This window comes from Bradyrhizobium sp. AZCC 1678 (assembly GCF_036924765.1).
Classification (GTDB): Bacteria; Pseudomonadota; Alphaproteobacteria; order Rhizobiales; family Xanthobacteraceae; genus Bradyrhizobium; species Bradyrhizobium algeriense.
This window is the reverse complement of the sequence record NZ_JAZHSE010000001.1, coordinates 6,597,127-6,612,118: the sequence shown is the minus strand read 5'-3', so window position 1 is coordinate 6,612,118 and position 14,992 is coordinate 6,597,127. Positions and strand designations below refer to the sequence as shown.

Sequence of the window (14,992 nt, the reverse complement as noted above, 5' to 3'; positions counted from 1 at the left end):
GAACCCGACAGTGGCCTGATTCAAAAAACGGTGGCCTATTTCAGCCAGTGCCCGTCAAGCCAGATGGCAAGCCACGAAATGCCCGTCGCTGCCTTGCTTCAGTTCGGGTGCGCTTTCGCGGCAGCGCGGCTCGGCGATCGGGCAGCGGGTGTGGAAATGACAGCCGCGCGGCGGGTTCATCGGGCTCGGCACATCGCCTTGCAGCCGGATCCGCTTGCGCTTCACCTTCGGGTCCGGCACCGGCACGGCGGAGAGCAGCGCCTGGGTATAGGGATGCTGCGGATGGCGATAGAGATCGCGCGCGCTCGCCAGCTCGACGATGCGGCCGAGATACATCACCGCGACGCGGTCGGAAATATGCTCCACCACCGAGAGATCGTGGGCGACGAACAGATAGGTGAGGTTGAGTTCGGCCTGCAGATCTTCCAGCAGGTTGATCACCTGCGCCTGAATCGAGACGTCGAGCGCCGAAACCGGCTCGTCGCAGACGATGAACTTCGGCTCCACCGCGAGCGCGCGCGCAATCCCGATGCGCTGGCGCTGGCCGCCGGAGAATTCGTGCGGGTAGCGCCGCATGTGCTCGGCCTTCAGTCCGACCTTGACGAGCAGGCTCGCCACGCGGTCGTCCCGTTCGCTGGCCGAGGAGGTGAGCTCGTGGATGGTGAAGGCTTCGCCGAGGATCGCAGCGACGGTCATGCGCGGATTGAGCGAGGCAAACGGGTCCTGGAACACGATCTGCATGTTGCGCCGCATGGTGCGCAGGTCGCCGCCGGAAAGGCCGCGCACGTCGCGTCCGTCAAAGACGATCTCGCCTTCGCTGGGCTCAACGAGGCGCAGCACGCAGCGCGCCGTAGTGGACTTGCCGCAACCGGACTCGCCGACCAGTCCGAGCGTTTCGCCGCGATTGACCGCAAACGACACACCGTCCACCGCGTGAACGCGTCCGACCTCGCGCGAAAGGAGTCCGCCCTTGACGGAAAAATGCTTCTTCAGGTCGGTGACTTGCAGCAGCGGTTCGCTCATGAGCTCGCTCCCTGCGTCTGTTCGAGGTGGCAGGCCATGCGATGGCCCGGTGCGACCTCGCGCAGAACCGGTTCCGTTTCGGAGCAAGGACCGAAGGCGTAGCGGCAGCGCGGCGCAAAGCGGCAACCGGGGGCGGGATTGATCAGCATCGGCACCGAGCCGCCGATCGCTTCCAGCCGGGTCTTGTGCGCGCTGTCGAGATCGATGCGCGGGATCGAGCGGATCAGGCCCTGCGTGTAGGGATGCCGCGGGCTTTCGAACAGGCTGTCGACATCAGCCTCTTCCACCACCTTGCCGGCATACATGACGACGACGCGCTGAGCAGTCTCGGCGACCACGCCCATGGCGTGGGTGATAAGCATGACCGCCATGCCGAAGCGTTCCTTCATGTCCTGCAACAAATCGAGGATCTGCGCCTGGATGGTGACGTCGAGTGCGGTGGTCGGCTCGTCGGCGATGACAAGTTTTGGCTTGCAGGCCAGCGCCATCGCGATCATGACGCGCTGGCGCATGCCGCCCGAGAACTGGTGCGGGTAATCGTGCACGCGGCCTTCCGCATTGGGAATCTGCACCAGCTTCAGCATCTCTATGGTGCGGGCGAGCGCCTCCTTTTTCGAGAGGCCCTCATGGCGGCGCAGGCTCTCGGCGATCTGCTCGCCGATCGACAGCACCGGGTTGAGCGAGGTCATCGGCTCCTGGAAGATGAAGCCGATCTGCTTGGCGCGTATGTCGTCAAGTTCGTGGCTTGTGAGCGGCACGAGATCGCGGCCCTCGAACAGGATCTGGCCTTCGACGATGCGGCCCGGCGGCATCGCGATCAGCTTCAGGATCGACATCGCCGTGACGGTCTTGCCGCAGCCGGATTCGCCGACCACGCAGAGCGTCTCGCCCTTGTTGAGCGCGATGTCGACGCCGTCGACGGCCTGCAGCATGCCGTCGTCGGTGGCAAAGTGAGTCTTCAGGCCCTTGATCTCGAGCAGCGGCGCCATCAGATCACCCGCCTTGCATCGAGCGCGTCGCGCATGCCGTCGCCGATGAAGTTGATGGCAACGACCGCAACGAAGATTGCGCCGCCCGGAAATAGCGCCCAATGGGCGGCGATGTCGAGAAAGTCCTTGGCGTCGAACAGCAGCCGGCCCCAGGTCGGGGTGTCAGGCGGGAATCCGAGGCCGAGAAAGGACAAGGTCGATTCCGCGATGATGGCGGCGGCGACGTCGATGGTGCCGGCGATGATCACCGGTCCCAGCGCATTGGGCAGGATGTGGCGCACCACCTGCCGCAGCGGGCTGGCGCCGAGCGCGCGGGCGGCTTCGACAAAATCCTTTTCGCGCAGCGAGAGGAATTGCGCGCGCACCAGGCGGGCCACCGGCATCCAGCGCAGGCCACCGATGACGAGCACGATCAGGATGAAGATACCGCCTTCGGGGCCGAACACGGCCTTCAGTCCGTCGCGGAACAGGTAGATCAGGAGCAGCAGCAGCGGCAGTTGCGGCAGCGAGAGGAAGAGGTCGGTCAGCCACATCAGGGCATGCCCCAGCGCGCCGCGGGACATGCCGGCGAGCGCACCGATCACCGTGCCGACGATGACGGCGACCGCCATCGCGGCGAGGCCGACCGCGAGCGAGATGCGTCCGCCGTAGATCATGCGGGCGAGGATATCCTGTCCGAGATCGTCGGTGCCGAACGGATGGGCGAGCGAGGGGCCTTCAAGGCGGGCGTTGAAATCGATGTCGTTGATGCTGACGCGCCAGACGAACGGGCCGAACACCACCGCCAGAATCAGGACGATCAGCAGGACCGCGCTGACCACGGCGAGCTTGTGGCGGCGATAGCGCCGCCAGGTCTCGCGCCAGGGCGACCAGGCCGGCCGCCGCTCAACGGAGGGAGATGCGAGGGTCAAGCCAGCCATAAAGGACATCCGCGATCAGGTTGAAGAGCACGACAAGACAGGCGAAGACGAACGTCACGGCCATCACGACCGGCGTGTCGTTGGAGAGAATGGAGGAGATCAGGAGCGAGCCGATGCCCGGAATGCGAAAAATCTGCTCGGTGACGATGGCGCCGCCGAACACGGCGGGCATCTGCAGCGCGACCAGCGTGACGACCGGGATCATGGCGTTGCGCATCGCGTGCTTGACGATCACCCGGGCCTGCCCGAGGCCCTTGGCGCGGGCGGTGGTGACGTAATCAAGGCGGATCACGTCCAGCATGGCCGAGCGCACGAAGCGCGTCATGGAGGCCGCCTGAAACAGCCCGAGCACCATCACCGGCATGATGGCCTGCCGTATTTGTTCGATCACCCAGCGGAAGCCGGTCGCCTTGATGTCGGAGGTGTAGACGAAAGGCAGCCAGTCCAGCGTGATTGAAAAGAGCAGGATGAACAGCAGGCCGGTGAAGAAGGTCGGCAGCGAAAAGCCGATAAAGGCGAGCGTGTTCGCGATCTGGTCGAAGATCGAATAGGGCCGCGTCGCGGCATAGACCCCGACCGGGATCGCAATCGCGAGCGCAAGCAGTTGCGCCGAGCCGATCACATAGAGCGTCGTCGGCAGGCGCTGCAGGATCAACGTGTCGACGTTCATCCGGCTGACAAAGGAAAAGCCCCAGTCGCCCTGCAGCATGGCCGTGATCCAGTGCAGGTAACGCAGATGGATCGGGTCGTCGAGGCCGAACTTGGTCCGAAGCGCCGCAGCTACTTCGGGCGGCACGTTGGGATTGGTCGCGAGTTCACTGAAGGGATCGCCGGGCGCCAGCGCCAGCACGATGAACAGCACAAGCGAGATGCCGAGCAGGCTCGGCACCGCGATCAGGAGACGACGCAGCACATACTGGCTCATGAGGGAAAAATCCCGTCGCGCTTATCCCGTCGCCTCCCGGTACCAGTCGAACAGGTTGTCGGTTTCGTTGGCCCAGCCGCTGACCACCGGCCGGAGCGCGTTGGAGCAGGCTTCCACTTTCAGGCGGTGCATCACCGGGATGAACACGGTATCCTGCCACATGATGTCGTTGGCCTTGATGTAGAGCGCGGTGCGCTTGACGAGATCGGTTTCGGCTTCGGCCGCATCGACCGTCGCGTCGTAGTCCTTGTTGACCCAGCGCGGGAAGTTCTGGCCTTGCCACTTGTTCTCCTTGGTGGCCACGTTGCGCGAATGATAGCGGCGCATGTGCTGGGCCGGATCCGGCTGGCTCATCGGGATCTGGAACATCTCGAGGTCGGCGTAGAACTTGGCGTAGGTGTCGGGATTGGCGACGTCGGAGGAGAAGAACACCGAGGCCACCACCGATTTCAGCTCGACGTCGATGCCGGCCTTCTGGCAGGCCTGCTTGACGATGGCCTGGGTCTTCTGGCGCGGGCCGTTGATCGCGGTCTGGTACAGAAGCTTCAGCTTCTTGCCGTCCTTCTCGCGGATGCCGTCGGTGCCGACCTTCCAGCCGGCGTCGTCCAGCAGCTTGGACGCCTTCTCGATGCTGAATTCCCAGGTCGTGTTCTTGGAAACGAACTTCTCGGGGCCGTTGAGGAAATTGGGCGTGACGCGTCCGGCGCGGCCGTAGATGACCTTCTTGACAGCCTCTCGGTCGACCAGCATGGAGAGCGCCTTGCGCACCGCCGGATCCGAGAACAGCGGATGCTTGGTCTTGATCGAGGAGCGCTCGCCGTCGACCTCGGTATTGGGATCGGTGAAGTTCAGCGCGATGAATTCGGTGTCGCCGCCGACAGCATAAACGGTCTTGCCCTTGCCGCCCTTTTCCAGACGCAGCAGGACGTCGTCTTCCACCTGGATGTTCCAGCCGAAATCATACTCTCCGGTCTGGATCACGGCGCGCGCGGCCGAGACGGCATCGCCGCCGCCCTTCATCTCGATCGTGTCGAAATGCGGACGGTTCGGCATGTGGTAGTCGGGATTGATCTCGCCGCGGATGACATCGCCCGGCTTGAACTCGACGAATTTGTAGGGACCGGTGCCGACGGGAGAGAGGTTGTTCGGGGCCTCGCGCGACTTGGCGCCTTTATATTCTGCGAACAGGTGTTTTGGGATGATGCTCTGGGGGGCGCCGACAAAGGCATCCGCCCAGAACGGCGTCGGCTTCTTGAACAGGATGCGGACCGTGAGGTCGTCGACCTTCTCGACGGTGATGTCGCGGTGAACGCCGATGGTCACCGTGGCGGTGGCGGGATCGCGGGCGTATTCCCAGTTGAACACCACGTCATCGGCGGTGAAGGGTTTGCCGTCGTGCCATTTGACGCCGGGCTTGAGCTTCCAGGTCACGGACATGCCGTCGGCGGCCAGCCCGCCATTCTGGAGCGAGGGAATTTCGGCTGCCAGAACCAGCTTCATGTTGCCGTCGGGATCCCAGCAGGCGAGCGGCTCATAGAACAGGCGCGAGCCGTCCTGGTCCTTGGTGCCGGTGGCGAAATGCGGATTGAGCAGGGTCGGTCCCTGCCACCACAAAAGTTTCAGCGCGCCGCCGCCACCGCGCTTGGTCGGCTTGTAAACGGACGGGCCCTCGGCCAGGGCGACACCGCCGATAGCCAGAATCTGCGTGGCCATGGGTGCGGTGAGACCGAACGCAAGCATCCGCTGAACGAAGCCGCGGCGGTCCATGCGCCCGTCCTTCACCTCGTCGATCATGGTTCGCAGTTCGTTGTCCAGCATCGTTGTCCCCGTCTGGTTTTGGCATCGCGCAGTGCGCCGCCGGGCGGCAGCGTTAAGTGTCCCCGGGTAAGATGGCACACCAAATGGCCCGAACGTCAACGGCTGGCTGTCGACAATCGGCAGGATGAAGGTGGCCTGTGATTTTTGCTTGGGCAGAAACGCGCTGCGACGCACACAGCTTCAGCAATCCGGCGCCAAAGCGCGCGGAATCGTGCTCTGCACTGCAAAAAATTTGTTCGCCGGACCCGGTCAGATCAGCGACATATCCAGCGGTGGCGCGACGCTGTCCGGCAGCGGGCTGACATAGGGGGTGCGGGTGGTCCGCTTGTTCAGGTCGGCCTTGGCGGCGGCGATCAGGTCCGGTTCCGTCAACGCCCGGACGCCGAGCCCCGCCATGGCCTTGGCCGCCTGCACCATGGCCTTGTGGGCATGCGGGCTCTTGCCCTGCGCCACCACCTGCCAGGTATGGAACGGGGTGCCGATCGCGACCGTCGGGGCATGGACCTGAACGGTCGGCACGACCCAGCTCACGTCGCCCACATCGGTCGAGCCGATCTGCGGATTACGTTTGGCATCCAGCGGCACGATGAAATCGGCCAGCGGCCGGTCGGTCGGCTCCATGCCGATCGAGTGATAGACGGACGCGATATCCTTGTCCGTCAGCGTGGAGCGGATTTTTGCGGCGAAATCCTTGTCGGTGTCATCGAAATGCGGCGGGCCGAGTTCCTCCATGATGCGATGAAGCGCCGCCTCGAGCGGGGTGTTCGGCAACAGATTGGAGACGGCGGAAATGATTTTCATCTCCACCTTGGTTTCGGTCATCAATGCCGCGCCCTGCGCGATCTTGTGGACCCGCTCCACCAGTTCGTTCATGCCGGGCAGGTCGCGGTCGCGGATTGAATAGCGCACGCGCGCATGGGCCTGCACCACATTGGGAGCGATGCCGCCGGTGTCGAGCAGGGCGTAATGAACGCGGGCGTCGCTCGGCATGTGCTCGCGCATGTAATTGACGCCGACATTCATCAGCTCGACTGCATCCAGCGCGCTGCGGCCGAGATGCGGCGAGGCCGCGGCATGCGAGGTGCGCCCGGTGAAGATGAAATCGGCGCGCGTATTGGCGAGCGAGGGCGTCACCACCACTTCCCACAAGCTCGACGGGTGCCAGGTGATCGCAATGTCGGCGTCGTCGAAGGCGCCATCGCGCACCATGAAGGCTTTTGCCGCGCCGCCTTCTTCCGCGGGGCAGCCGTAATAGCGCACGCGCCCCGGCGCTTTGTGTTCGGCGAGCCAATCCTTCACGGCCGTGGCCGCGAGCAGGGCGGCGGAACCGAGCAGATTGTGGCCGCAACCATGGCCGTGGCCGCCGGCCTCCAGCGGCCGAGGTTCGGCCACGCCGGCCTCCTGGCTGAGACCGGGCAGGGCGTCATATTCGCCGAGAAAAGCGATCACGGGCCCGCCTTCGCCCCATTCGCCCATCACCGCGGTGGGAATGCCTGCGACCTGCTCGGTGATGCGGAAACCCTGGTGGCGCAGCTCGGCCAGATGTTCGGCGGACGAGCGCGCCTCGGTGTAGCAGACCTCGGGCATCGCCCAGACCCGGTCGCTCAAGTCGACGAAGCGCGGCTTGATGGTATCGACGCCACGCCAGATGTTACTGCGATTATCCATCTTCCGATTTCCTAATTCTGAAGGCGATGTGAGTCTGGAATTGTAATCAGCTTCGCAAAACGATGCCAGCGCCGGCGCAGGCATCTGCCATGCCATCACACCTTCACGTTATGCGGCTGGAACAGCCGGCCTTTCTCCACCACCAGCACCACGCCGAGCGCCGCCAGCGTGCAGAGCAGGAAGCCGGTCGCGAACGGCACCAGCGTGCCGTCGTAATCCTGGCCGATGGTGGCGCCGATGCCGATGCCGAGCAGCGTGGTGATCGAGCCGTACAGCGAGGCCGCGGTGCCGGCGATATGACCCTGCGGCTCCATGGCGAGCGCGGTGAAATTGGCGATCATCAAGCCGAACGCGAACATCATCGATACCGAGAGCACCATGAACAGCGGCAAGGGCAGCATCTGCAGTTTCGCCGCCGCCAGCATGGTCGCGGCGATGACCACGAAGCCGATCAGCGCGCCGTGGGAGAGCACGCGCATGCCGAGGCGGCCGACGAGGCGGGAATTGACGAAGCCTGCGATCGCGGTTCCGACGGCGACGCCGGCAAACGCAAGCGGAAAATAATGCCCGAGCTGGTAGATGCCGGTGAACACCTGCTGCGAGATGAAGACGAAGGCGAACAGCGACCCCAATACGCCGCCGGCCGCCAGCGCATAACCCAGCGTCTGGCGATGGGTCACGGTCTGGCGGAACGCATCGAACACCGCGCGAAGCGCGAGCGACCTGCGTTTGGCGACAGGCAGCGTCTCCGGCATGCGTAGCGCGCTCCAGACCAGCGCCACCACGCCGTACAACATCAGCACGATGAAGATACCGCGCCATTGCGTCAGCATCAGCACGGCCTGGCCGAATGCCGGGGCGATGACAGGCACGGCAATGAACACCATCATCGCCAGCGACATCACGCTCGCCATGCGCCGGCCGGCGTAGCAGTCGCGAACGATCGAGGTCGCGATCACCCGCGTGGCCGAGGTGCAGACGCCTTGCAGCGCCCGCGCCAGCAGCAAGGTTTCAAAGGAAGGTGCCGCGATCGCAAGCAGGCTCGCGATACAATAGACGGCCATGCCGCCGAGCAGGACCGGCCGCCGCCCGAACCGGTCAGACAGCGGGCCCATCACGAACTGGCCGACGCCGAAGCCAACCAGGAAGATCGACAACACCATCTGCGGCCGGTTGGCTGACGTGATCTCGAAGGCGGACGCGATGTTCGGCAGCGCCGGCAGCATCATGTCCATCGCGAGCGGATTGAGCGCCATGATGGAGGCGATCACGATCACGAATTCGGGGAAGCCCATGGGGCGGTGGCCTGAAGCGGCCAAGGCATTGGCACTGGTGTCGGACAACAAAAAAATCCTTTTGAAGGCGGCACCCTATGGATTTTGGTGCGCTGCACAAATAACGTTTTCGGCATGGCAGACCATCGGTAAGTGGGTCTTGAACGCGCAACACTCTTATTTGCCGGCGAGTGCCTCATTGCACCTCTTTGCAAACGCCAGGAGGTAGGCCCCCATCTCGGCAGACAGCCGTGAGGTGGGTTGCACATTCTGCGTGCTCATATTGAGCGCGTACACCGGGAGACCCTTGACGATGATCGGTGTCGCAACAGCCAGAACGCCGCGCTGCCACGAGACGGCGCAATAGCCATCGCGCTTGACAGAGCGGATCGATCTCTGCACTTCGGCGAGCAAATTCTGCGTTGCGCCGGCACCGCGCCGCGTGAAGCCTGCAAACAGCTTGGCTCTTTCTTGTTCGGTTATGCCCGCCAGATAGGCCCGCCCGAGCGAGGTTAATTCCATCGGCACCTGCTGCCCCGCAACGACATTGCGCAGAACAACGCGCGGGTTGAATCGGACGGATTCCAGATAGACCATCATCGAGCGGTCCGCGGTGGCCAATCCAACATTGATCTTCCGCCGCATGGATTCAACGCGCATCATCGGCCCCAAGGCGTTGAGGATCGGCGAACTCATGCGCATCGCGTGCCCGAAGCTCATCACTGCCGCGGCCAGCCTGTAGGCGCGTTCGCTGCGAACATCGTCCAGCATGCCGGCCTGGACCAGCGTGCGAGTCAGCCGGCTGACCGTCGCTCGCGGAATTCCGGTCCGCTCTGCGATCTCCCCGTTTCCGAGCACATCGATTCCCTGACGGAACGCCCGCAGGATCTCGACGCCCCGCTGCAACGAACGATTGCCGCCAGCAGAGTTCATGCGCGCCGCCCTCCTGCCATAGCCGCCTTCTCAGCTCGTCTAATGGATAAGCGGGATAGCCAAAGGCACGCAAGCTGCTAACGCACGTCGGCCAGTTCGGCAGCGTCCGACGAGGAACGGCCGTCCTGCCAATTCCACTAGATGGAAATGGGGCCAGCGGAGGCGGGATTGCCCGTGCTAGCTGCATGGACGGCCCGGACACAGAAGCCGCCGTGACAGACGCATTTTCCAAAATGCTCGAACAACAGCAAAGGGAGGCACGCATGCAGAAGAGCAAGGTAACCCATCCTTCAGGACCCGCAGCGCGCCGGCGCCCGCGGATCATTCTTGCCGCCTTGTCGGCGATGGCGGTATTGGGGGCTGCCGCGCCGGTCCAGGCCGAATACCCGGCCAAGATTATCAAGATCGTCGTTCCCTTCTCCTCCGGCGGCGGTACCGACACCATCGCTCGAACGCTGGCTCAGGAAATTTCGTCCGACCTGGGCAAGCCGGTCATCATCGAAAACAAGCCGGGTGCAGGCACCGTCATCGGGACTCAGACTGTCGCGACCAGCGAGCCTGATGGCTACACGCTGCTGCTGGCAAGCTTCGCCCATGCGGTCAATCCGAGCTTGAACAGCAAGCTTCCGTTCGATCCGCACAAGGACTTCGCCGCCGTCTCGCTGATCGCGCGATCCCTCAACATCGTCGTTGTGAATCCGGCATCGAAGATCAAATCGATTCCCGACCTGATCGCTGAAGCCAAGGCTAACCCCGGGAAGCTCAACTACGGCACGTTCGGGACGGGAACTTCGGCCCATTTGGCGGGAGAACTGTTCAAAGCGATGGCGAATGTGAACCTGACAACGGTGGCCTACAGGGGCGCTGCGCCGGCAATCACCGATCTCCTGGGCGGCCAGATCGATGTCATCTTCACCACGGTGGCAAGCGCAGCCTCGCTTGTCGGAGGTGGACAGCTCCGGGCACTGGCTGTCACGACTGCCGAGCGCTCGCCCGCGTTCCCCGATTTGCCGACGGTCGCCGAAGGCGGGCTGCCAGGCTACGCTGCTGAGAGCTGGTACGGATTGTACGCGCCGGCCAAGACGCCTGCGCCGATCATCGAGCGTCTGAACAAGGCCGTCGCCAGGGCCATTCAGTCCGCCGCTTTCAAGCGGCTCGAGAGCAACGAAGGCCTGATCATGGTCGGCGGCTCCCCCGAAAAGCTCGATCGCTATGTTCAGGACGAGGAAGCGCGATGGCGCAAGCTGATCAAGGACGCGAACATCAAGGTGGAATAGCCCCGCGCATGTCCTTCCTTGGCAAGGCCGCGCCATGAGCAACGATTTCAATCACCGGTTTGAGAGGTAACGATGACTAGCCTGGTCGAGTTGTCCGTTGAGGATTCAGTCGCGATCGTGAGGTTGAACAGGCCGGATGTGCGCAACGCCATCAACGATGAAATGCGCGCGCAGTTCGTCGCCGCGCTCGATCGGGCAGCCAATGACGAGGCCGTGCGCGCCGTCGTTTTGACCGGAAACGGCAAGTCGTTCTGCTCGGGTGGCGACATTTCCGGCATGCGCGAGCGGCTGCAGGCGCCGTCCGGCAAGGTGGCATTCAATGGCTGGCGGCGGCAGCAGCAGACCCACAAGAGCGTTGCGGCGCTTCACGGCATGGGAAAGGTGACTGTCGCTGCCGTGAACGGTGCGGCCGCGGGTCTGGGATGCGACATGGCGCTCGCGTGCGATTTCATCGTGGCCTCCGAAGAGGCCGTGTTCAGCATGAGTTTTGTTCGTCGTGGGTTGGTTTCCGACGGTGGAGGAATGTACTTCTTGCCGCGTCGGGTAGGTCTGTCGCGCGCGAAAGAGATGATCTTCACCGGTCGTTCCGTGGGTTCAACAGAAGCTCTCGCTATGGGACTGGCGGATCGCGTGCGTCCGGCTGCGACGCTCGTGCATGACGCCGCAGCATGGGCGCGCGATCTCAGTCGGGGTTCGATGGCGGCGATCGCTCTGACCAAGGGCATCATGGATCGCACATTTGAAACTGCGGAAGAGCAGGTCTTTGCGCTCGGCCGGGAAGCCCAGGCCATCTGCTACACGACGTCCGAACACCGGGAATCCGTCGCGGCATTCCTCGACAAATCCGCGCGATAGGGGGCGATATGGATTCGCTGGAACGTTTGATCCGACCGAAGAGCGTGGCGATTATCGGCGCTTCAGCCGATACCGGCAAACTGACCGGCCGTCCGCTGGCCTTTCTGGAGAAGTATGGCTACGGGCATGAAGTCTTCCCGGTAAATCCTCGCTATCAATCGATTGGGCGCTATCCGTGTTTTCCGGATATCCGGTCGCTGCCGCATGCACCAGACGTCGCCATCGTCCTGGTCGGCTCCAGCCGTGTTCCGGACGCTGTCAAGGAGCTGGGAGCCATCGGAACGGGCGCGGCGATCGTTCTCGCCGGCGGATTTGGTGAAAGCGGCGCGGAAGGAATGGCGCGGCAGCAACGGCTGAAAAGCGCGGCCGGCAATATGCGGCTTCTTGGACCGAATACGATCGGTCTCGTCAATGTCACCGACGGCATCGCCCTCTCCGCGAGCGCGGCGCTTCAGATCAACGAGCTGGTTCCCGGCTCCATCGCGCTGGTTTCCCAAAGCGGGGGCATCCTTGGGTCGCTGCTGTCGCGAGCCGATGCCCAAGGCGTCGGGTTTTCCAAACTGGTCGCAACGGGAAACGAATCCGACATCGACGTGTCCGATCTGATCAACTACCTGGTCGATGATCCCGCCACGAAGGTGATCGCGCTCTATCTGGAGGGCCTGCGCAAGCCGGTGCAGTTTCGGCAAGCGGCATTGCGCGCAGCGGGAGCCGGCAAGCCGATCGTGGCTTTCAAAGTCGGGCGATCGGAGTCCGGTATCCAGTCAGCAAGTTCGCATACCGGGGCGCTGGCGGGATCGGACGTCGTCTACGATGCATTGTTCAGGCAACTCGGCATCATCAGAGCACTGTACTTCTCTGATCTGCTCGATATCCCGCTCGCGCTGAGTTCTGGGCGCCGACTGAAGGGCCGCCGCGTCGCCGTGGTAACATCAACCGGCGGCGCGGCGAGTTTGGTCGCTGATGCAGCCGGCCTGGCGGGGTTCGAAACCCCGGCACCAGACCCGATGACTGCTGGCCGCCTGATGGCTCTGAACATTCCCGATGCGGTGCTGGATCGAAACCCCATCGACGTTACCCTCGCGGGCGTGAAATCCGAGTACTTTCGAGATGTGCTCGACAGCGTGCTCGAAAGTCCTTCCTACGATGCAGTTGCCGTCATTCTGGGTTCGTCTTCGATCACGGAACCGGAGACCGTCGGCGCGCCGTTGCGTGATTGTTTCGCCCGGACCGACAAGCCCGTTGTGGTATTTGCCAGCCCCCACGCGCCGCACGCGGTCAGGCACCTCAATCTCGCGGGCATACCAACCTTTGCCGCGCCTGAGGCCTGCGCCGCGGCATTTTCAGCAATGTGGCGCATTCACCGAAAGACCTCTCCGCAAACCGGTGATCCGGCCATGCCCGTGGCCGTCGGCGCCGACATCCGGTGCATGCTGCGTCCCGGTCCTCTCAATGAGTATGAGAGCAAGGCGCTGTTTGCGAAATTCGGCGTTCCCGTCCCCCGTGAGATCTGTGCCGCCACGCCCGAGGAAGCTGCAGCTGCAGCGGTACGCTTCCAGGGCAACGTCGTCATCAAGGCTCTGTCCCGCGACGTGCTTCACAAATCTGACGTCGGCGGAGTCGCCGTCAACATCCCTCCCAGCGATGTCGCGGCCACTTGCACCCGGATGGCGGAAACATTCTCGCTGGCGACGAATCGAAAGGTGGAAGGATTTCTGGTCCAGGAACTGGTGACCGGCGCGATCGAACTGATCCTGGGCCTCAAGCATGACAGTCAGCTTGGGCCTTCGATCCTGTTGGGCATGGGCGGCATCGCAGCTGAACTTTACAAGGACACCGCCGTGAGGCTGGCGCCGCTTTCGCGAAAAGATGCTGAGGAAATGATCGGTGAGCTGAAGTCCGCTCCGCTGCTGAGCGGCTTTCGCGGTCGCCCGGTTGCGGATGTCGAGGCTCTTATCGACGCCATGCTTGCATTTTCGAGCATGGTATCCTCGATCGGGACGAACCTGCTGGAAGCGGAGATCAATCCCTTGTTTGTCTTGCCGCGGGGGGATGGCGTGAAGGCGGCGGACGGTGTCGCGGTGGTGGCGCCGGACAAAGCCGGGATCGGAGGTTAAAAACCTGGCGAAACAGGTTGTTGCGGTGCACAATGGGCGCTCCTAAACGAACGGCTCGCCATTAGCCAAGCCATTAGCCAAAGAGTTGTTCTGGTGGGCGGCTTGCTCTATCCCCTACGCACGAAACAACAGCTTGATCGCCTTCGAACGGAGACCTTGTGTCGGGACAGACCTTGAAGATCGGCACGCGCAAGAGCGCGATGGCGCTGGCGCAGACGGAAGGGATCGCGCGGCTGTTGCGCGCGGCCGATTCCGCGCTCGACGTCGAGATCGTCAAGTTCGAAACCCGCGGCGACCGGGACCAGACCAGCAAGCTGCTGCGCCATGGCGGCAAGGGCGGGGCGTTCGTCGCCGAAATTCGCGAAGCCATGCGCGGCGGCGAATTGCAGGCGGCGATGCATTCGCTGAAGGATGTTCCGGGCAATGAGGAGACCCCGGGCCTGATCATCGCCGCGACGCTGCCGCGCGACGCCGCCAACGATGCGCTGGTGCTGCGTCCCGGCCTTTCGCTCGATGAATTTCGCGCATCGAACGGGAAAGGTTTCAAGATAGGCACCAATGCGGTGCGCCGCGCGGCCTATCTGCGCCGGCTGTTTCCCGAGGTGACCGTCATCCATTTCCGCGGCGCGGCCGATACCCGCGTGGCAAAACTCGACCGCGGCGACAAGCAGCGGCTTCCCGATGGCGGCGAGGTCGGCCCTGCGGATGCGCTTGTCATGGCGCGGTCGGGGCTCGAGCGCATCGGGATGACCTCGCGGATCGCCCATGATTTTTCGGTTCGCGAGATGCTGCCGGCGGTGGGGCAGGGCATCGTCGCGGTAGAATGCGTCGAGAACGATTGGCTGACGCGCAAGCGGCTGGCGAAGATCGAGGACGCCGCGTCGCGGCGCTGCGCCGAGGCCGAGCGCGAGGTGCTCTGGGTATTGAACGGCCATTGCAACTCGCCGATCGCCGGCCACGCTACGCTTGCGGGCCGCGAGATGATGCTGACGGCCGCCGTGCTCGATGAAACCGGCGACCGCTTCATCGAGGTGTCGCGGCATGGCGCAGCGGACCGGCCGCGCGAGCTTGGCCGCGCCGTCGGGCTGGAATTGCTGGACAAGGGTGCGGCCGAGATTATCGCGCGGACGAGGCCGGACGAACATTAGGGCGCATACCCATAAATCGAGCTTGATTGCTACTCGATGTCCGCG

General features: G+C 63.6%; 12 protein-coding genes. 4 read left to right on the top strand and 8 right to left on the bottom strand.

Annotation, left to right across the window (positions count from 1 at the left end; translation table 11 throughout):
- Positions 1 to 54: 54 nt before the first annotated feature.
- The 8 genes from V1294_RS31725 to V1294_RS31690 form a co-directional block, all read right to left on the bottom strand.
- Positions 55 to 1,023 carry an ABC transporter ATP-binding protein gene (locus V1294_RS31725; RefSeq protein WP_334502750.1) on the bottom strand — a complete coding sequence of 323 codons (969 nt, stop codon included), beginning with the start codon at positions 1,021 to 1,023 and terminating at the stop codon, positions 55 to 57.
- Positions 1,020 to 2,012, bottom strand: coding sequence for an ABC transporter ATP-binding protein (locus V1294_RS31720; RefSeq protein WP_334502747.1), 993 nt, complete (start codon positions 2,010 to 2,012; stop codon positions 1,020 to 1,022). The genes V1294_RS31725 and V1294_RS31720 overlap by 4 nt, the downstream gene beginning before the upstream one ends.
- Complete coding sequence (locus V1294_RS31715; RefSeq protein WP_334484205.1) at positions 2,012 to 2,932, bottom strand: ABC transporter permease; 921 nt, start codon at positions 2,930 to 2,932, stop codon at positions 2,012 to 2,014. The genes V1294_RS31720 and V1294_RS31715 overlap by 1 nt, the downstream gene beginning before the upstream one ends.
- A complete protein-coding gene (locus V1294_RS31710; protein ID WP_334502745.1) occupies positions 2,898 to 3,857 on the bottom strand; it encodes an ABC transporter permease in 960 nt (319 codons plus the stop codon). Before V1294_RS31710 ends, V1294_RS31715 begins: the two co-directional genes overlap by 35 nt.
- A gap of 21 nt (positions 3,858 to 3,878) precedes the next feature.
- Entirely contained in the window at positions 3,879 to 5,675 is a 1,797-nt protein-coding gene (locus tag V1294_RS31705) for a peptide ABC transporter substrate-binding protein (RefSeq protein ID WP_334502743.1), read from the bottom strand.
- Between the two features lie 249 nt (positions 5,676 to 5,924).
- Complete coding sequence (locus V1294_RS31700; RefSeq protein ID WP_334502741.1) at positions 5,925 to 7,343, bottom strand: M20 family metallopeptidase; 1,419 nt, start codon at positions 7,341 to 7,343, stop codon at positions 5,925 to 5,927.
- Between the two features lie 95 nt (positions 7,344 to 7,438).
- A complete protein-coding gene (locus V1294_RS31695) occupies positions 7,439 to 8,686 on the bottom strand; it encodes a multidrug effflux MFS transporter (RefSeq protein ID WP_334502739.1) in 1,248 nt (415 codons plus the stop codon).
- A gap of 108 nt (positions 8,687 to 8,794) precedes the next feature.
- Positions 8,795 to 9,550, bottom strand: a complete 756-nt coding sequence (locus V1294_RS31690) for an IclR family transcriptional regulator (protein ID WP_334484194.1) — start codon at positions 9,548 to 9,550, stop codon at positions 8,795 to 8,797.
- Between the two features lie 263 nt (positions 9,551 to 9,813).
- Between V1294_RS31690 and V1294_RS31685 the strand changes: the two genes are divergently transcribed.
- The 4 genes from V1294_RS31685 to hemC all read left to right on the top strand — a co-directional run bounded on the left by V1294_RS31685 (position 9,814) and on the right by hemC (position 14,947).
- Positions 9,814 to 10,827 carry a Bug family tripartite tricarboxylate transporter substrate binding protein gene (locus V1294_RS31685; RefSeq protein ID WP_334502737.1) on the top strand — a complete coding sequence of 338 codons (1,014 nt, stop codon included), beginning with the start codon at positions 9,814 to 9,816 and terminating at the stop codon, positions 10,825 to 10,827.
- Between the two features lie 72 nt (positions 10,828 to 10,899).
- Positions 10,900 to 11,682, top strand: coding sequence for an enoyl-CoA hydratase/isomerase family protein (locus tag V1294_RS31680; protein ID WP_334484189.1), 783 nt, complete (start codon positions 10,900 to 10,902; stop codon positions 11,680 to 11,682).
- A gap of 44 nt (positions 11,683 to 11,726) precedes the next feature.
- Positions 11,727 to 13,799 carry an acetate--CoA ligase family protein gene (locus V1294_RS31675; RefSeq protein ID WP_334502735.1) on the top strand — a complete coding sequence of 691 codons (2,073 nt, stop codon included), beginning with the start codon at positions 11,727 to 11,729 and terminating at the stop codon, positions 13,797 to 13,799.
- A 173-nt stretch (positions 13,800 to 13,972) separates the two neighbouring features.
- Positions 13,973 to 14,947 carry a hydroxymethylbilane synthase gene (gene hemC / locus V1294_RS31670; RefSeq protein WP_334504897.1) on the top strand — a complete coding sequence of 325 codons (975 nt, stop codon included), beginning with the start codon at positions 13,973 to 13,975 and terminating at the stop codon, positions 14,945 to 14,947.
- Positions 14,948 to 14,992 lie beyond the last annotated feature (45 nt).